Annotated in this window: 10 protein-coding genes; 6 read left to right on the top strand and 4 right to left on the bottom strand. The window is 50.7% G+C overall.

What is annotated here, in order from left to right; translation table 11 throughout:
- Positions 1-798: 798 nt before the first annotated feature.
- Entirely contained in the window at positions 799-1206 is a 408-nt protein-coding gene (locus GJR99_RS11540) for a hypothetical protein (protein ID WP_151112295.1), read from the bottom strand.
- Positions 1196-1567, bottom strand: coding sequence for a hypothetical protein (locus GJR99_RS11545; protein ID WP_151112297.1), 372 nt, complete (start codon positions 1565-1567; stop codon positions 1196-1198). Before GJR99_RS11545 ends, GJR99_RS11540 begins: the two co-directional genes overlap by 11 nt.
- 108 nt (positions 1568-1675) lie before the next feature.
- Here GJR99_RS11545 and GJR99_RS11550 point away from each other — a divergent pair, with 108 nt between their 5' ends.
- Complete coding sequence (locus GJR99_RS11550; RefSeq protein ID WP_151112299.1) at positions 1676-1960, top strand: hypothetical protein; 285 nt, start codon at positions 1676-1678, stop codon at positions 1958-1960.
- Positions 1961-2211: 251 nt separating this feature from the next.
- On the opposite strand, the gene GJR99_RS11555 is transcribed toward GJR99_RS11550, so the two are convergent.
- Entirely contained in the window at positions 2212-3090 is an 879-nt protein-coding gene (locus tag GJR99_RS11555; protein ID WP_151112301.1) for an AAA family ATPase, read from the bottom strand.
- Positions 3091-4281: 1191 nt separating this feature from the next.
- On the opposite strand from GJR99_RS11555, the gene GJR99_RS11560 reads away from it, so the two are divergent.
- From GJR99_RS11560 to GJR99_RS11570, 3 genes are read left to right on the top strand one after another with little or no spacing between them, the layout of a single operon-like run.
- Complete coding sequence (locus tag GJR99_RS11560) at positions 4282-6813, top strand: helicase-related protein (RefSeq protein WP_225317619.1); 2532 nt, start codon at positions 4282-4284, stop codon at positions 6811-6813.
- Positions 6814-6815: 2 nt separating this feature from the next.
- Positions 6816-10904 carry an Eco57I restriction-modification methylase domain-containing protein gene (locus tag GJR99_RS11565; RefSeq protein WP_151112305.1) on the top strand — a complete coding sequence of 1363 codons (4089 nt, stop codon included), beginning with the start codon at positions 6816-6818 and terminating at the stop codon, positions 10902-10904.
- Positions 10905-10912: 8 nt separating this feature from the next.
- Positions 10913-16252, top strand: coding sequence for a DEAD/DEAH box helicase (locus GJR99_RS11570; RefSeq protein ID WP_225317620.1), 5340 nt, complete (start codon positions 10913-10915; stop codon positions 16250-16252).
- A 344-nt stretch (positions 16253-16596) separates the two neighbouring features.
- Here GJR99_RS11570 and GJR99_RS11575 read toward each other — a convergent pair whose 3' ends face one another.
- A complete protein-coding gene (locus tag GJR99_RS11575; RefSeq protein ID WP_151112309.1) occupies positions 16597-16959 on the bottom strand; it encodes a DUF7344 domain-containing protein in 363 nt (120 codons plus the stop codon).
- Between the two features lie 343 nt (positions 16960-17302).
- On the opposite strand from GJR99_RS11575, the gene GJR99_RS11580 reads away from it, so the two are divergent.
- The gene (locus tag GJR99_RS11580) at positions 17303-18334 is read left to right on the top strand and encodes a hypothetical protein (protein WP_151112311.1); all 1032 of its coding nucleotides are present in this window, start codon (positions 17303-17305) and stop codon (positions 18332-18334) included.
- 12 nt (positions 18335-18346) lie between these two features.
- Positions 18347-19228: a hypothetical protein gene (locus GJR99_RS11585; RefSeq protein ID WP_151112313.1), complete on the top strand. Its 882-nt coding sequence runs from the start codon at positions 18347-18349 to the stop codon at positions 19226-19228.
- The last annotated feature ends 162 nt before the right edge of the window (positions 19229-19390 follow it).

The raw sequence follows: 19390 nt of genomic DNA on the forward strand, positions 1-19390 counted from the left end.
TGAGCAGGAGCGTTCGAGGAAGCAATGGGCGTTTATCGGACAGGTGTCTTCGAAAAGTGAGGCAAGAGAAGGAGATGTTCTGTCGGCTAGTTTTTCTTTGAAACGTGGGGTTTCGACAGGGTAGAGAGGCCGTCTCAGGGGTCATCGCGAATCGCGGGTTTGCCACAGACGGCACAGTCGTGGTCATTCATGCTAATGTGTTGATTCAGAGGTGTCAAAAGAATAGCCACGGTCAATGGTCGACCGGTGTTTCACCAGATATCGGCAGAGCGACGACCAGCTTGGAACGCGACTATGAGCACAGTCAGGAATATTAGTGTCAAGCCCTGTGACCGCCCGATTAGCCCCTCCAAGATTAACACGCCAAATAGAATCATGCCGACGGGGAGTAAGAACCGAGAGACTTCACGCGCGATGTTCATGTAGGGTTGTCTAGACTTCGAGAAGTATAGAACCGGTGCACTCACGCGGGGGTACTTCCAATGTAAGTCAGAATGCTCTGCTGCTCGGACGTGTCTTCCCGGTCGGGGCGACCGTTTGCAATGCAGCGTTCGCAAACCCAGTATTCGTCGTCTTCGAACCAGATTCTGCGCCCTTCGCAGAATACTTTGTAGCGGTCACAATCAGCACAAAAGTCTCTGCGTTCTCGTTCGTCAATTGCGCGTTGCGTCTTTGGAGGGTGTCTATGAGTTGTCATAGAGAGGGGAGGCGAACAGTACGGGGACTGTTTCGATGAGAACCGTGGCAGGAGTCGAACCTGCCGTAAACGACCGGTACGGGGGGAAACTCGCCGGACGGTTAGTCTGCGATACTGATGTTGTCAAGCGTTGTCTGTCGCGACGAGTGCTCGTCAGATTCATCGATATTTTCAGCGTCATCGTCACCAACAGCGACATCGCTCGATTCTGGGTTCTTCGGTGGGAAATCGTTCTGATTGTATGCAAACATTCGGACGGCGTCGAGGACGATTTCGTTGTCAAGCGCGTCAGGATGGTCACTGCGGTCTTCCATCCCGAGGTCGACGCATACGTCCCAGCCTTCTCGTGTGAGACAGAATAACTGTAGACTGGTTACGGTACTCCCAGAGAGCTCGATTTGCATTCTGGCGTATCGTTCTGAGTGTTCGTAAACGCGTTCTGTTGGGGTTTCGAGGAGGGATTCCCAGGAATCTGAGAGTGGGATTGTGTCGTTGATGTTACGCAACATGGAGGTCTCCATTGGGCGAGTAGATGTCTTCGATTTCTTGTTGCAGAGCGGCAATCCACTCGGAAACGAAAAAGAATGCGAGGTCGTACGTCTCTTGGCCGTCTACATCGTCGAATCCAATCACGGACGCGAATCCGTAGTCTCGATTGACGTCAATATGCCGGTGAACTTCGATGTCTAGTTTTTCCCAGATGAACGGTTTTTTGGGGTCTGCTGCCGCGATTTCGAGGACTTCGGTTTTGTCGAAGAAGTCGAGAGTTTTGTTGTATGATTCTGTTTTGTGGATGGTCTGTTCAGATTCTGGAAGCACGTTGTAGTGTTCGGCGAGTTTTTCAGCGCGACTTTTTTGTATATTTTTCATATCTACAGATTAAGTTAAGGAATATACGAATAAAAACCTTTGTCAGATACTGGAATTTCAGACAGTTCTCGCCACACAACTTATTTGTACCCAACACAATGTGAAAATATGGGACAACGAGCTCTCCTCACAGAACGCGAACGAGAAGTCATCCAAGGAACTGACATCAACGATATTGAGAACGTCAACGCCTACAAACAGAAGATAAGAACACGTGTGCGCAAACGAATCAAAAACCTCGAAGATGACATAGAAATCCTCTCAGAAGAGGAACCCGAACTAGCCGACGGCGCCCGCCGATCAGTATGCGGGCCAAGCCCGATGTTCGAACAAGTAAGAGATGAAATCAGAGAGCTCCGAGAGAAGCTCCACAGTGAGACAGGGAAGGTATGATAACATCTCAAAGAGCAGAAAATAACCAACTCAATCAATGCCGGGTTCTACCACTCTCTCGCATGGAACCGACGATGATGTCGATGTGGTTTCGATGGCAGGACGTTCGGGCCGCTCCCGACAGTGATTAACGATCTTGAGGTCAGTCAATAGCATCCTCGTTTTCTTCCACACTGAGGTCTTCGAACACCATGGTTGAGGTAGAAGATCCAGGAACCAAACAGGTGAAGTCTTGTATGAGAAAACTAGAGTCAGCTCCAAGTGGTCGAATCAATTTCTGCAACCGCTTTCTGGACGTGTCGTTCCGATACAGTACTCTCGCCTGTGAGAGACGCTTCGGCACCGGCTCGTAATAACAACTCCTGAGCACCACGAGGTGTTGCGTTCCGTTCGACAGCGATTTTAGCACATAGTTCGAGAATTCCTTCACTTACAGCTCCGGATTTAAACGCAACTGCTGCCTTCTGCGTGAGAATTCTAGCCGTCTCTTCTTGCGAGTAGCAGTTGAGTTCTAGGTGTATCGGCCCACCATCAACAAAGCAGCCTGCCAGTTTTTCATACCGTTCCTTGTACGAGAGAAAAGCCAGACCTAGAGGGGGTTCTGTCGCTTCATTTCGCAATGGGAGAAGAACTTCTCTGATAATACTCTCTACTGGTGCTGTGAGCGTAAACTCGTCTATGATAACGATAACTGGGGTAGAGAGCGTCTGGAGTCGTTCCTGGATTTTTCCTCGGACTACCTCCTCCGAAGGCTTGCAACGGAGGGAAGGGGCATCGGTTGGGGAAGGCAGTTGATCGTCGAAACAACGACAGAGCAGGCGTAATGCGTTTCCACTCTTTGTCTGGTTCATCTGTTTGATCCAGACCGTCGACATCGTACTGTTACTGGTGTTCGGCTTTCGTTCCCACTCAAAGCAGTGTTTCGTGAGATAGGTTTTCCCACTCCCAGTAGGCCCAGAAAGGAAGACTACAGGTGGAACCTTTCCCTTCTCCAAGATGTCGACTACCGAACCAAGAGCGGAAAGTGCCGTTTGTTGGTTGATTGGTGCCTCATCTAACTTCTTCAAGCCTTTGAGTGCGGAATAGTCCTCAAATATTCGAGTATCCGGGATATCATCGAAGGGGGACATTGGTGCTACAACTGACTCATCTTACTATAGTTCCACCAGTTCCGATTCGGCCACCGGCACCTTGGTCTGGCGCTCTTCTCAAGAGCACTGAACTTGTTCGGGTGTCCGACTCCTGGGTATTATTTTCTGACCCGTTCTCGAATCACACGATTCGACTAACTCGTCATCCGAGTCGGTGGGGAGATGGAGTAGGCTCAGACAGACTGACGGCTAGTATCCTTGCACTGCAGGTATTACCTCGGGGATAAATCAGGGTGAAAATCACCCGTAACCAAGCCGACTGATAAGGAATCAGTCAGATCAATCAGGATACAAACACACACAGAGTGCCACTTCCAGTCTGAGCACTCACGAAGGGGGGTACCCCCTCCCTCGCCAGGACAAATAGCGGCAATACACTTAATACAACACTCCGTATACAATACCGTAGTAGGAACAAAAGTAAATTTATTACTAGTCCTAAACGTGAGTAACTTAGTCGAGTGAAATCTGAAAATTTTCTTAGTTCACCCCGACCCCCTTTCTGAACAGCCAGACTGGAACTGATACTCTGTGTGTCTCGACATGATTCTGTAATAACATAACACATATCATATGTTTCTATGGAACTCATTTAGAGATCACCAGTTCAGAGTTGGCCGTCATCACCCACACTTCTGAATACATCTCGGGAGAAGATTCTGGACTAACCCCATCAGAATCAGACCGACCGACTAATTTACGAAACGAGGTGTACCTCGATGAAGGCTTTCGAGGCGAGAGGTAGATGAAAAAAGGTTGACCAATAATAATAAGTGACTATCAACAGGAGATATTGTAACCCAAAATCGACCGCGTAATGCGGTTGTGTAGGTTTAATCTATGAGTTCATATCACTCTAATTATGTCCGGCCAGGTTCTGTGATTGAAAACCGGAACCGACTATGGAGGGTTGATCGGGTCGAGGGAGATGAAGTTGTTGCAACTGCCCTAGGTGGAACTGCAGCAGACACACACCGATTCTACTCACCCATCGAAAACATCTCCGAAGGTAGCCTTGAGCCACCTAACCCGAGTAAAATTGGGAATCCACAGTACCAACGGCTTCTACTTCAAGCGCACCAGCTTTCGATGTTGCACGGAACTGCTCCCCTTGTAAGCCTTCAGCGCTCACGTGTGATACCTACTGAGTACCAACTCACCCCTGTGGTGATGGCACTGGATATGCCTCGTGTGAGAATGCTTCTAGCCGACGACGTCGGTCTGGGGAAAACGATTGAGGCAGGTCTCATCACCAGCGAGCTTCTTGCCCGGAATCGTGCGGAGCGAATCCTCATCATTACCCCGGCAAACCTTAGAGAACAGTGGAAAGACGCCTTCAACCACTTCTTCCACATCGACGCTCAAATCATCAGTACGCGTCACCGAAAGGCGATGGAAAAGGAGCTTCCCCCCGGAGCAAATCCGTGGGAGCATCACTCGAAGCTAATCGCGAGTATTGACTATGCGAAACAGCCCTCTGTTCGGAACCAAATTCTCGAACAGGATTGGGATCTCTGCATCATTGATGAGGCACACAATGCAGCGAAACCACACCAAACATCAGCCGACCAAACTGTCGACATGCAGCGATGGAACGTGGCTACCGATCTCGCAGACCATGCTAAACATCTTCTCCTGCTAACTGCTACTCCACATAACGGCTACTCTGACTCGTTTGCTAGCCTTCTCCGAATGTTGGACGTTGGGGCTGTTTCAGGCCCACAACACGAACCGTATATCAACAGAGACGTAGCGAAGAAACACGTCGTTCAACGTCGCCGTGACGACGTCAAAGAGTGGTTCAAAGATGATGATCAGGAGAGTCCGTTCCCCGATCGAGACCAAGACGAGGTCTATGTCAGGCCAACCACCTACGAAAAGGAAGTTTTGGATGCAGTCCGAACCTACGGTGACACACTTCTTTCGACGGCTAGCTCGGGGTCGGCTCACGGTCAAACGCTGGCTCGCTGGTCGATTATCCACTTCCTCAAGCGGACACTCAGCAGCCCAGAAGCACTCCGACGTTCGCTTTCCAACCGCCGAGAGAAGTTAGAAGAGCGGCTCGAAGAGGCTGAGGAAGACGTCATAGAAGAGGACGCAGGGATTACGGAAGAGGTTGCTCGTGCGAATGCCCTCGACAACGATACTGGTGAGCAGTACTCCGAAGATGAAGCTGGTCAACGAGTCGAGCGCGTTGTAACCGGGGACAAAACCGCAATCGAACACGAACTGGAAGTTCTCGAAGAGGTTGCAGAGAAAGCGGAGAGAGTGACAAAAACTCGTGACAGCAAGCTCCAAGAGCTCTTGAAGAACACCCTCAGAAACCGCCTGAACACTGACCAGCGGGTCATCATCTTCACGAAATACACGGACACACTGGAGTATCTTGCCGACCAGATTGCAGAGAGTGGTCGATACGACGACTGCGACCTGTTTACCCTACACGGGAAGCTCAGTGAAGGGCAGCGAAGAGACCGGTTCAGCGACTTCGAGAATTCTAACCGAGCCATCCTGGTCTCCACGGACGTTATCTCGGAGGGGATGAACCTCCAACACGCGTGTAACCAAATCATCCACTACGAACTTCCTTGGAACCCGAACCGACTTGAGCAGCGGAACGGGCGTGTTGACCGCTACGGTCAGCCGAAGAATGTGGCTTACATTCGAACGATGGTGGTGGAGGATGAGATGGACGCGGCCATCCTCCAAACGCTGGTGAAGAAGGCAGAACAGATTCGTAGTGACTACGGATTCTCACCGCCGTACTTCGGCGACGACACTGGGGTTCTCTCCATCATCGAGGAGCAAGGACTCGACGTAGGAATCCCACAGACGACCTTGGATGAGTTCACCCAACAGACACCCGATCAGGGCAGCTCAAACGCATTCGACGAAGATACCCTCGAACGCATCAAGTCCGATTCGTTCTACGGCCACACCGAGGTAAACCTCCAAGACGTTCGGGATCGTCTCCAAGAGACTCAGGAACGGATGGGTGGTGAAAACGGATTACAGCGATTCGTCCGGAGTTCACTGAACTTGTTTGGTTGTCCGATGGAGATGAATGCCGACTCGACATATAGTGTCACAGTCACGGATGACCGGTTGTTGTCTGGTGATGTAAAACGCGAGTACGAACAGGTGACGTTCGACGCCCGACATGCCGAAGAGCACCAAGGCGTCGAGATGCTGGACGTTGCTCATCCACTCGTCCAACGGCTCATTGAGGTCTCCAAACAGACTGCGTTTACCGACGAAGATCGGAATGGGCGAACAGCAGCACAAGGGTCTGCTGAAGTGAATGAAGACACTGCAGTGTACACGATTCTAGCCAGGTATGTCGCCCACACTGAGCCAGACCCAACCATCATGGAGGAACTTGTGGAGGTGGCGATTCCGCTATTCGGAGACGAACCACTCGAGATGTCCGAGATTGACACAATCACCGACAGTGAGGCCAAACCGGCGGGGCGTGCGGAGCAAGAAATCAAAGCAGATCTTCAAGACGCCCTCGACCACCCACAACTTGAGGCGGCAATCGACGACCGGGTTTCAACCCGACAGTCCGAGATTGAGGCCGAACGCACATCGATGCGTGAGCGACTCGAATCGGTGAGCGACTCGGACTGGCTCGAAGGAATTGACGATGTAACCGTCGGCAGCACAGACCTGCTTGCCGTGACCCTCTACTACCCCAACTAACAATGAGTAAATCAGAATCTGCGTCCGACTCGTCGACACCCGGAACCGACCCCACGTACATCCCGTCGAACGAGACCACGTCGTTCATCGAGACAAGCGGGGGACTCCTTACTGAACAGACAATCCTTTCACTTCGTCAGGAGCGCTTCGATCACCCAGCAGCCAAGCCCGAGACGTTTGCTCTTCCGGGAGAGGAGCCACCGACACAAAACGAGCTTGAGGAGCGTATCGCCCTAATTTGGGAGGATCTCGTCGAGCGCTGGGACGAACTCACCCAGAAAGGCCGCCTGTTTGAGATGGATATCTCTGAGGCACGGTCGAAGTGGATTCTCAAGCTGTTCCAGGCACTCGACTTCGAGCCGGTCTACCAGCGCTCCAATATCGAAGTGGAGGGACTGAGTTTCGATCTCTCGCACAAGGGATGGCCAGACGACGAGATTGCGGACTACGGAAACATGGGTGGTGCACGGGCACCGATTCTCCACACCATCGAACCGGAAAGCGAGCGTGACCTCGATAGAGAGAACAAGCTCGACCGGAAACCGGAGGGTGCAGGACGTGGTGCTTCGAGCCCACACGATACGCTCCAGAGCTTCCTCAACGCTAGTAAGAAACACAATTGGGGAATCGTCACAGACGGCGTCACCCTCCGAGTGCTTCGTGACTACTACCACACGTACACGCGCGGGTACGTCGAGTTCGACCTGGAGAACATCTTCACGTCGCGGAATTACCAGGACTTCCGTGCGCTCTACCGTCTCTGTCATCCGTCCCGGTTCCTTCCACGGAACAAAGATGCACTGGACAAGCCGCTCGAAGAGGTTCTGAAGGACGACCGAGACGGGACAGAGGAGGACGAAGAAGCAGAGATATCGACGCCACTGGAGATGCTCTACCAGACGAGCCTCTCGACCGGCGTCAAGGTTGGTCAAGACCTCCAGTCGAACGTCATCAGCGCGCTTGAGACACTCGGCAATGGGCTACTGAACCCAGAGATTCGGGAGTTCCTGCGCGAAGGTGGCGAAGAAGAGGCCCAAGAGTACTACCAGGAACTGTTGATGATTATCTACCGGCTCTTGTTCCTCCTCTACGCCGAGCAGCGGGGCATGATGCCGGGGCGAGACAGCCTCTATACCGACGAATACAGTGTCACTAAGCTCCGGCAGCGGGCTGAGAAACGTCGGTCGCAAGCAGACAACAATACCGACCTCTGGCACGGTCTGCAAGCAACGTTCAAGCTTGCCGAGGAAGGCAACAAGGAGTTGGGTGTTCCAGCCTACAACGGGATGCTGTTCGACTCCGAGAAGCTGAACCTCATCTCGGAGAGTGAATGTGCCAACAAGGCACTCCTCAGCGCAATTTCAGACCTCACTCTCATCGAGCACGATGGTGTCCTCCAGCGCATTTCGTACGCCGACCTCGGTGTCGAAGAGGTTGGTTCCATCTACGAGAGCCTGCTTGAGTTCACGCCGCGGCTAGCGGAGGAGAAACTGGAAATCGAGGGCGAGACAGTCCACTCAGGCGACTTCTACCTCGACTCCCGAGGGATGGAGCGCAAAGAGACCGGGAGCTACTACACAGACCCGAAGCTCGTCCAGGAACTCATCAAGAGCGCACTCGAACCGGTGGTAAACGATCGGCTAGCAAAAGCCGACGATACGAAGGAAGCACAGGAAGCTGCCCTCCTCGATATCGACGTCGTCGACCCTGCGTGTGGGAGTGCTGCGTTCCTCATCGCGGCGACGAACTATCTCGGTCGGCGTCTTGCAGAAATTCGAGAGGGGATGGAGTACCCGCTCGAAGACGACGTCCGAGATGCTCGCCGCTCCGTACTCCAGCACTGTATCTATGGTGTAGACCTCAACCCAATGGCAGTCGAACTGGCTAAGGTTAGTCTGTGGATCGACTCTGCGGTTAAGGACAAGCCGTTGAACTTCCTCGACCACCACATTAAGTGTGGGAACTCACTTCTTGGAACAAGCTCAAAACTAATTGAAAACGGACTCCCTCACGATGCATATGAAACCACTCAAGGTAGGGAGTGGTACGATGGTAATGGCCTTCGAAAACGAGTCCGGAACGAAAATAGTGAACGTACTCAGACAATTCTTGGTGAATATGCTGGTGGCACTAAGCCCGAGTATATTGATGTCGCCAAAAAGATAAATGAGGTTAATGAACTGAACTCCGAAGATATTCGCGAAAAGCAAAATCTGTACCGAGATCTCCGAGACAGTGATGTTTTCAAACGTGAAAAATTGGCATACGATGTTTGGACAGCCGCATTCTTCTGGCCCGTTACCCGGTCTGTAAACGAGTTCCCAACACCAAAAACAATCGACAGAATTCGTCGCGGAGGTGCTAATGGTGAGTCAGACTTTGAAGAGGTAATTAGTCGCACAAAACGTATTGCAGCAAGGCAAAATTTCTTCCACTGGGAACTTGAGTTCCCAGCAGTCTATGCCGATGGTGGGTTTGATTGTATAATCGGAAACCCTCCTTGGGAAACTTTTGAAGTTAAAGATAAAGAGTTCTTTGCAGTCGAAGCACCAGAGATAGCAAATTCGAGTACGAAATCAGAGCGAAAGAAGCTGATTGAAGAACTTGAATTTGAAAACCCAGAGCTCTATCAGAGATATCACACAGCAGTCCGTGACATGGATCGTACTAACCGATTTGTTCGTGAGAGTGGACGGTTCCCCCTCACAGCGGTTGGGCACATAAACACGTATGGCCTTTTTGCTGAACATGCGATCAATAATGTTAATGAAGAAGGGTATTCGGGGTCAATTGTTCCAACTGGAATCGCTACAGATTCCAATATGCAGGATTTCTTCCGAAGAATCATTAAAAATAACTCTCTCGTTTCATTATACGACTTTCAGAATACGGAGGGCATATTTGAAAATGTGACCACAAATTACAGGTTCTGCTTGCTGACATTGGCAGGGGAGTTCGTTGATATTGATGAGTTTGAACTGGCTTTCGAATTGACCAATGTAGACCAGTTGAATGATGTTGAAAGAAAATTTGATTTATCAGAAGACGAAATTGAACTAATCAACCCAAATACAAAGACTTGCCCAGTATTTAGGTCTCGGAAAGATGCAGAACTCACTATTGATATCTATGAGCATTCTGGGGCACTCAAACAAACAACAGGTTCCAATTCATGGGACATAAACATACGACGAATGTTTAATATGTCTGATGATTCTGGGGAATTCGTCACTCGCAAACAATTGATTAGTCAAGGCTGTCAACAAGATGGAAATCAATTCTACGACGAGGAGTCTCGTTTCCTACCAATCTATGAGTCTAAGATGATGCATCAATACGATCACCGTCATGCGTCATTTGAGTACGTATCAGATATCGACAATGGCAGTCCTGAAAGGCTTTCTGTGGAAGAAAAAAATAATCCATCACAATTAGCGTTTCCTCGATACTGGATGGATTCAGACACTTACGAAAATAAAGAGATGGGCGATTGGCACATCATATTACGGAATATTGCCCGCGCTACAGACGAGCATACAATCATTGGGACGATTATCCCGAACTACCCAACCGTTCACTCAGTAAATCATATTGAAGGAACAAACCCTGAAGATGGGGCGCTCTTGTTGGCATGCTTAAATTCATTTGTTCTAAATTATGTTGCTAAACAGAAAATTAGCGGAATGAATATCAGCCATTACATTTTACGTCAACTTCCAGTTCCAACCCCAGATCAGTTTGAGGAATTTGATATCGGAAACGAATCTGCGAGTGAGGTTGTACAAAACTTGGTTTTACAACTTATTTACACTGCTGAAGATTTAGCCGAGTTCGCAGCAGAAATTGGGGGTGCTAAAAAACCATATCAGTTTGACGGTGAAGAGCGCACAAGAGAATCTATTAGATTTGAACTTGAAGCGATTCTCTTACACATCTACGGAGTAAGCGAATCTCAAATTGAGACCGTGTTTGACCGTTTCGACCAGACAAAAAAGAATGATATCCAAAAGTATGGGGAGTACAGGACTCAAAACAAAATCTTGGAAAAATACAGAGACTTGGAAGACCGGGTTAGTGGAGGGAGAAAGTGATGTCCCGAATGAATCCCTTCGAGGCTCTCGACGACATCCAGCAGTCGTACCGATCCTACGTCGAGACGTTCCAGCAGTTCGAAAACGAGACCATCGAAGAATGGGTAACACGACGAATCGACCGAGGTTCGGTGCTGTGGAAGGAACCATTCGTTCAGCTCAACCAACGATTCGAGGAGGGAACGCCGCTCAAGTCCTTCGTCGACGACGGTGTGCTCCACGAAGGCGTCCTTGACGTCTTCACTGGCGGCGACGGCGAGCCGATTCAACCGTACAAGCACCAGTCCGAAGCGATTCGGTCGGTGACCGATGGCAACAACACCATCGTTGCAACCGGCACGGGGTCAGGGAAGAGTTTCGCCTTCGGAATGCCCATCATCAGCCACTGTCTCGACGCTCGTGACCGCGGCGAGGACGGCATCAAGGCGGTCATCATCTACCCGATGAACGCACTGGCGAACTCGCAATACGAGGACTTCGCCGAACGTCTCGATGGGTCTGGCCTTCGGCTAGCGTTGTACACTGGTGATACTCCGTACAAACCGGACGAAGGGCGAGAGTTTATAAAGCAAAGCATGGGCAGAGATATCCCATATGACTGTGAAGTGCTCTCCCGCGAGGAAATTCGTGAGGATCCACCGGATATCCTCATGACCAACTACGCCATGCTGGAGCTCATCCTCACCCGACTTGAGGATAAGCAGCTCTTTCCGAAAGACCACAAAGGTGTCCTTCAGTACCTCGTCCTCGACGAGGTTCACACCTACACTGGAAAGCAAGGGGCTGACGTCGCCTCACTCATTCGTCGACTCAAGCAACACACCGGAACCATCGGCGATATAGATTGTATCGGTACCAGTGCTACCGTCCAGAGCGGCGAGGGTATCGACGCCGAGGAAGAGATTGCTGACTTCGCGGAGAAGCTGTTCGGCGAGTCTGTCTCTCAAAGTAACGTCATCGGTGAGTCTCACTATTCGCTCCCGTTCACAGAGGGTGAATCGCTACCGAACCGTGTGCAGATAAAGAATGAAGATGTCGAAGAATTCGACGGTTCGATTTCTTCTGCTGCAGCGCTGGCTGAAAAGCTCCTCGACCGTGAGTTGACACGGAAAGAGCGTGAGGACGAAGATGCGCTCGGTGATGCACTTGCAGGCCACCCAACCGTCAAGTTCCTCCAAGATGCGCTGAATGAGGAAAGCCAGCCTGTTCGAAGCACAGGTGACGAAGACGATGACGATCTTGTAGACCAGTATCGTCGCGAGCATCGTAGTGCATCGCCTCCACGGGCATGTGAGCGCGAGCTGCAAGCCACTCTCCTAGCCGGAACAATTGGAACGATTGACGTTCAAGGCGAGCGCCAGCCAATCTTCGTCCCAAAGCTCCATTCATTCTTCAGCCAGGGCTCCGAGTTGGTTGCCTGCATAACTGAAGACACATTCGAGGATGCAGGGTCTCACCTGAGTACTGCTGGCGATCTCGAGTGCCAGCACTGTTCTCGGTTCCATGGGAACGAACGGTCTGCGTTCCCGCTCCTGTTTTGCCGATCTTGTGGTCAGGAATACTACAGCGTCCTGATCACAGAGGATGGTGAACTGGTTCAGAAGGAAATAAACGAAGCACCAAGCGACGACGAACCTACCAGCGGTTGGTACCTGAGCCCAGATGGTTGGGATAGCGAAGAGACGCCAATCCCCGACGACTGGATTACGGATACAGGAGACATCAGAGACCGATACCGAGAGGCGGAGCCGGTTTCAGCAACCTACTGTCCCGAGCACAACGCACTCACATTTGGTGTACAAGATGACCAAGGAATGCTTGACTGCGGTTGTTTCGCAGTTCAAGGTATCCAAGTAACCGCGTCTAAGGCACCATTCCTGTTCTGCTCGAACTGTGGTGTCCACTACGACCGACGGCCAAGTGAGTTCAACAAGCTATTCACCTTCGGCTCTGTTGGTCGTTCGACTGCAACAGACATCCTCGTCGAAGGCAACCTCCGAAACCTGCCCTACGAAAAACGGGATGGTGAGGTTGTTGTCGACGAACGAAAGGTCATTGCGTTCTCGGACAACCGTCAAGACACCGCGTTGCAAGCGGCTCACCTCAATAACCTGTATCAACGGGTTCACTTCCGCAGAGCACTGTACCACTCGCTTGTCGAAGGAGACAAATTCCGCAGCAGTGGCGAACCACTATCGTTGGCTGATGCTGGAACGAGTATCTTTGATACGATGGCTGAGTTCGATGCATTACCCCAATATGCTGTGACTGAGAGTAAGTTCGGGCCTAGCCGAGCAGCCCAAACTCAATACAGCAACTATCTGTTGTTCAACACGATTCTCGAACTGGGGTCGAGCCAGCAACGAACTCAGCAAAACCTCGAGGACACAGCACTCATCGACGTCGAATACGAGTTCCTTGACCAATTAGCAGACCTCGAAGAGGCCTGGGAACACATTCCGCAACTGAGTAGGTTATCGGCTGAGGAGCGTGAAGATTACCTCAAAGGTTTCCTCGACATATTCCGTCGTGAACTCGCGGTCGACCACGATAGTGTACTTCAATACTGGGACTTTGAGCGGAATACCATCGAGAAGATTCGAGAAGAGGCCCAGTTCCATGGTGGAATCCGATTCCGATTCCCTGTAGGGTACAGTGATACTGCGTCTAACGACTCCTGGAAAGCGCGTGTGCACAGGATGACGAGCCCACGTTCGCGCCATCTCATGTGGACTAAGCGAACGCTCAATGTTGACCGAGAGGTCGCTGAAGAGGTTGTGAACAAGACAAAGAACGTTCTCAGCCAACCAGACTACGGGGAGCTTCTGCGGGAAGAGAGCGTCAAAGACGTGGGGAATCTGCTGATGCTGAACCATCGGCTCATGCAGATTGTTCCAGCAGACTCTGACGAGGTCAGCTACTGTCCAAAATGTGACTCACCTACAACCCGCCAACACATCTCGTTGTGTACCAGAACAGGCTGCGGTCAACTTAAACCAGAGTCGAGAGATATCACGGACTCGTACTTCCACAAACTCTACACAGAGCCTTTCGAGACCGCTGTCAACGTTCTCGCAGGAGAACACAGCGGCCAAGTAGACGGTGACAAACGGAAAGAGATCGAGAACCGGTTCCGTGAGGGTGATGATATGAACGTCATCGTCTGCACACCAACGATGGAGCTTGGTATCGACATCGGGGCGTTGTCCAGTGTCTATATGCGCAACGTTCCTCCGAGCCCCAGTAATTACGCCCAACGAGCTGGTCGTGCTGGGCGAAAAAACCAGGCCTCGATAATTACCACGTTCTGTGGGAGTGGGTACGGTCGTGGGTCACACGACCAGTATTTCTACCAGCATCCAGAGCGAATCATCGCTGGTAAAATCAGTCCGCCAAAGTTCTTGATGAACAACGAGGATCTCCTACGATCCCACATCAACTCGCTGGTTCTCGAGACGATTGACATCAAACTGCAAAATGAGATTGGGGCATTCCTCGACCTTGACGAGGACAAAGATGGGCGATACCCCCTCGTCGAAGACTTCAGAGAAGAAATCGAAACCAAGGTAGAGGACGGTCGAAACCGGATTATCGCTGCTGTCAAAGAAGCGTTCAAACAGGAGATAGAAGATGATGAGATCGGTGAGTGGCTGACGGATGAGTTTATCGAACAACAGGTCGATTCGTTCGTTGAGAGTTTCGACCGGGCCTTCGACGCGTGGCGAACAGAATACGATAGACTCACCGAAGAACGCCGAAGTCTGAACAGGGACATCGGTCGTGGTGACGGTGGAAAAGACAAGTACCGTCGACGTACGACAGTGGAGGCCAGGCTTGACGACATGCGATCCGGTAAGAAGAGTTTCTACACATACCGGTACCTTGGTTCGCAAGGCTTCCTGCCGAATTACGCGTTCCCGCGTTCGAACTCGACGCTAACATTCCAGACACTCGAAGACGACATTGAGCGAGACAAAGTTCTCGCACTTCGTGAATTCGCTCCGGGTAATACGGTATACTTCGGTGGTGAGCGCTTCCAGATTCAGTACGCACGGCCTCGAACTGAAGACGCACAGCCAGTAACACAACAAATGCGAGTCTGTGATGAGTGCGAGACGATTCTCATGGGCTCGAAGGCTGAAACCGCCGCAGCGTGCCCGAACTGTGAGCATTCATTCGAGGAGACCCATCCGAAGATGAATGCGATGGAGTTCCCCGACCAATTCTCCATCCCACGCGGGAACATCACAAGCGATGAAGAGGAGCGCATTCGCAGAGGGTACGACATCAACCCATACTACGAAATGACCGCGGATGCACGTCGATACACCTTCGGCCCAGACAACAGTACTTCCCTGACATACGAAGGAAATGCGAAAATTGTCGTGGTGAACAGCGGCCCAAGGAACCAATCCGAGGATAGTAGTATAGATGGGTTCGCGCTTTGTCCTGACTGTAATAAGTGGCTACTGAGTGATAACGCTGTAGAAAAGCACACCGAAGACGACGGAAAGCGTGCGTGCAAGAACAATGTGGCCCCTGAAGATATCCTACGTGACGTGGAACTCTACTCAGACGGGAACCACGACACGGTAACGGTGACAACTCCTGTTACTGAGGGCATTGAGAATGTTGAGTCATTCTACCGGACGTTAAAGGAAGCGTTGTACCAAGGAATCCTCGTAGAGTTCGATCTCGACGCACAAGAGCTTGACTCGTTCTTGAAGCCTGCTGCTGATGGCAGCGGAGAGTACACGATTGTATTCTACGAGACGAGCGAGGGAGGGGCAGGGGCACTCCATGCTCTCGTCGATGAGGCCAGACTAAGACGAGTCATTCACGAAGCGAAGGAAATAATCCATGGTGACAGTGACACCGGGTGTGAGAAGGCCTGTTATGAGTGTCTCATGACCTTCTACAACCAGCGTGAACATGCATTATTGAACCGGTCACTCATCCAACCATGGCTTGATGAAATGAGCGAAATCACGCTGTCTGAGAGCGAAAGCGACGGTTCGATGGAGGCTGAATTTGAGGAATTGGAAAAGCAATGTGAGTCAAGCTTCGAGAAGGACGTACTAGCCGAAATTCGAAAGCGAGGCTACAGGCTCCCCTCTGAAGCACAAAAGACGATTTACGATGGTGACGAGCCAGTCGCTGAAGCAGACTTCTACTATGAGTTGGAACCGCAGCCTCTGCTTGTGTTCGTTGATGGCGACCCACACGAGCTAGATCATATTATTCGAGATGACCGAGAGAAGCGACGAAGACTTCGGAAACTAGGCTACCGTATCGTGCCGATTTCAGATATTGATCAAGTCAAAGACCTCGGTGATGCACTGAATTGAGCAGTGTGTGTTTCACTGTTGAGAACTCTGATAGGCAACATCGGCTTCTTTTTTGATTGAGAACGACCAGAACTCCATGAAGAGCAATCAGAGCTTGAGACAAGTGAATACTCACCCTTCTTGACCGGCCCCTCAACCAAAGGGGGAGTATTCCATGTCTAGCTTCAGCACCGGTTGGTCTTTCACTGCTCTACGAAACCATGACCGTGCAGGCGAGTTCAGCGGCACTGCTACTGATGCGTATGTTTTGGATATTCCTGATAGCGATACAGCCGAATCGCCGGAGTCAACGATTGAAACAGCAAAGCAGTGTTAGCATCTCTGCAGCGAATAGTAGGCGAAGGCTAGTTCAATTCACGACTAAACGCATCGTGTGCAGCACACAATTCAGAAAGGCCGTCAAGAGGTTCAACAGTCTGTTCAGACCTCCGATAGTGAACAACACCAGCTGAATCAAGACGTGGTAAGTGCCGTTGTATTAGGCTGATACGAGCACTATGTCTGTCGACTCCATCGGTATTGAGATATTCAGCAATCCGTTCCACGTCAACTTCGTCTTGGTTGGTCTCAGCGAGGAAGATTGCAACTTGTCGACGACGATTATTTGCGAGAACGTCATAGTACTCGGAGACAGTTGCAGGATTGCAAACTGGAAGATTCTTATCCAGCTTTCCAAGCTTTTTCAGCAGGATTTCGAAGATATTCATTGGGCTCGTTTAGAACCCCTCAAAGGCTAGTATTAAAGCCAAAGACCAGCCATCTACTGAATCATAAAAACTAGACGAATACACAACTACGCGTCTACCGGGATACGCGTATATTCGGATACCGGGATACCGATAAAGTAGCTTCATTGTGAAAATCAGGTTCATACAGACTCTATTCTTCTTTGTCTGAAAGATTAGAATTCTCCGAGGGAATTGGCTGAAACCAGACTGAAAGCGCGAGTCAGTACTGAAAGAGCGAGAACTGAAAGTTGCAAAACCGAAAAAGAGACTGACCTCTTCGCCTACGCAACCATTTTATTTTCAGAACCATTAAAATGAAACAATGTCATTGAACAATCCTTCTCACCCCTCTTCTCCCGAGAGGCCCAACACATTGTCAAAGGTAACAACCACTAAAGACCGGCAACCACAGCTGTGGAAAGACAGCTCTCATGACTACGATGGGTTCGCCCGTTTGCTGAATTCTCTCGCAGAGACGATGACCACCGATGAGGCAATTAACATCTGCCTTTTCGTCGAATCGATCGCCGACCAGTTTGCCAGAGGGTTCACAACGGTGGAGAATAGGAACACAAAAATTGACCTCGCCCGCGGGCACGGAGAATTGAACCAACTACTCTCCCCAAGTACCATAGAGCGTGCAGAAGCATTTGAACTAATCAAGCCTCCAACCATCTACAACGGCTGGGTGGAGAATTTTCAGCATAAGGTAGCACGACGGACATTATGGGATCTCGGGTCTGTAGCGAAGGAATATCTAGACATGGAGAGCATCCGGGGATACGATGAAGAGACTGAGACCCTACGATCGGATGCAAATGAGGGGGTTGCGCACCGATACATCGTGCGACTAGCAGAGCACGTTTACCGTGGCGAAAACAAGCGCGTGAAAACCTACGTTCGGTCAGATAGCGTTGCAGAGATCCCTGAAGACCTCGCGGAGACAGTTGTCGACATTGTCGCCTATAATCCAGATGGAAGCATCTACGCTACATGTGAAGTTGAAATGCAACCTGTTGACCGCCAACACATCACCGATGACGCTCGGCTACTCGCGGCTCTGCCGGGAGACAGCGATTGGGTTGTTCACCGCAAACAAGATGTCAATCGGCTCCTCGATACCTTCGTTTGTGATGGTGCAATAACGCTCCCAGAAGGGCATCCTGGATGGAGTGCCTATGACCTGAGTACTTCGATCGCAATGGAGCGACTACAGCGTGTTTTCGAGGCCACAGATGGTTCTGTTCCAATTCTTGAGAGCCCAATAATCACCAGTATCAACACTGCAGACAACATCCGTGGGATGGCGCAAGACGTCCGTCCAGAAATCTTCAGCGAGCTGAATATCGACTGAGAGGTTCTGTACATGACAATACACCCCGACAAAGACTCATCTGACGAAACCGATGGTAAGTATTCCACTGAAGAGAAGATGAGCTTTGACAACTTGCTGAAAGCAAGTATCCGCGAACGAGCCGACAATCAAGAGTCATTGGACAACCTCGTAGAAAAAAGTCGTAGTGCTGTGACTTCTCAACAGCCATCGGAGGAACCGCAAGCACCGAAAGAACAGCAGCGAGAAGAAAGTGCTAGCATCAAGCGGCAAGCACTTTCCGACGGAATTGGTGATGCTTACACATCAGACCGCCCGTCCCTATCTCTTGCAGCAGGTGAGACATTTCGAGTTGGGTTGCATACAACCTATGAACTCATCCGCACAACAGTTGACGAGGATACGTACTATGCTGTAATCCAAGTCACTGATAGATCCTACGCACGCCACGACGGTGTGGTATCTGTCAGAGATTTTGGGGCCGATTGGGGGTACTCGACTCTCGATGTCGACGATGAGTTGCTTGAAGATGCGATTTCTCGCCAGCGAAAAGAAGACCTTCGGGAAGGACGTGAGCCTGTTGATTGGCTGACCGAAGAGCAATACCAGGCGATTCAGACATGGTACCGCGACCGGGTAGAAAGTTCTCTCCTCCTTCTTGAGGATTACCCGCGACGACATACCAAGGAAGTCCATGTGTTCGACCAGTTCTTCGTTGTTGACGGGAACGAAGCGATGGGACGTTTGGGCATGTCTCTGCGGAGCCTCTCGGACAGGCAAACTCAGGTAATACTGACTGCACTCTCTCGGTTGGTGTGGGCTCAGACTGACCTACCCACGCAGTTGCGCAGGCACGTGCGTGAGACTATTAAGTTCCCATTGCTCGCCCTTATTACGTTCGATGGACGTGATTGACTGTTGTCAGAGACTGAACGAATCACGAGCAATCTGTAGGGGCAATAAAAACTTGTTCTGACAGTAATGCACAGATTGCGGTGAAGAACAAACGAGTCCTGCCTGCAGTCTAATTGGCAGGCTATAGGTACTGTTTCAGCCATCAGTGGCAGCGAGAAGATA

Origin of the sequence: Haloferax marinum, assembly GCF_009674625.1 — an archaeon.
Lineage (GTDB): Archaea > Halobacteriota > Halobacteria > Halobacteriales > Haloferacaceae > Haloferax > Haloferax marinum.

What these genes read in the sequence shown, in the direction of transcription:
- GJR99_RS11540 (WP_151112295.1), bottom strand. Translation starts at nt 1,206, where the DNA reads ATGTTGCGTAACATCAACGACACAATCCCACTCTCAGATTCCTGGGAA.
- GJR99_RS11545 (WP_151112297.1), bottom strand. Translation starts at nt 1,567, where the DNA reads ATGAAAAATATACAAAAAAGTCGCGCTGAAAAACTCGCCGAACACTAC.
- GJR99_RS11550 (WP_151112299.1), top strand. Translation starts at nt 1,676, where the DNA reads ATGGGACAACGAGCTCTCCTCACAGAACGCGAACGAGAAGTCATCCAA.
- GJR99_RS11555 (WP_151112301.1), bottom strand. Translation starts at nt 3,090, where the DNA reads ATGTCCCCCTTCGATGATATCCCGGATACTCGAATATTTGAGGACTAT.
- GJR99_RS11560 (WP_225317619.1), top strand. Translation starts at nt 4,282, where the DNA reads ATGGCACTGGATATGCCTCGTGTGAGAATGCTTCTAGCCGACGACGTC.
- GJR99_RS11565 (WP_151112305.1), top strand. Translation starts at nt 6,816, where the DNA reads ATGAGTAAATCAGAATCTGCGTCCGACTCGTCGACACCCGGAACCGAC.
- GJR99_RS11570 (WP_225317620.1), top strand. Translation starts at nt 10,913, where the DNA reads ATGAATCCCTTCGAGGCTCTCGACGACATCCAGCAGTCGTACCGATCC.
- GJR99_RS11575 (WP_151112309.1), bottom strand. Translation starts at nt 16,959, where the DNA reads ATGAATATCTTCGAAATCCTGCTGAAAAAGCTTGGAAAGCTGGATAAG.
- GJR99_RS11580 (WP_151112311.1), top strand. Translation starts at nt 17,303, where the DNA reads ATGTCATTGAACAATCCTTCTCACCCCTCTTCTCCCGAGAGGCCCAAC.
- GJR99_RS11585 (WP_151112313.1), top strand. Translation starts at nt 18,347, where the DNA reads ATGACAATACACCCCGACAAAGACTCATCTGACGAAACCGATGGTAAG.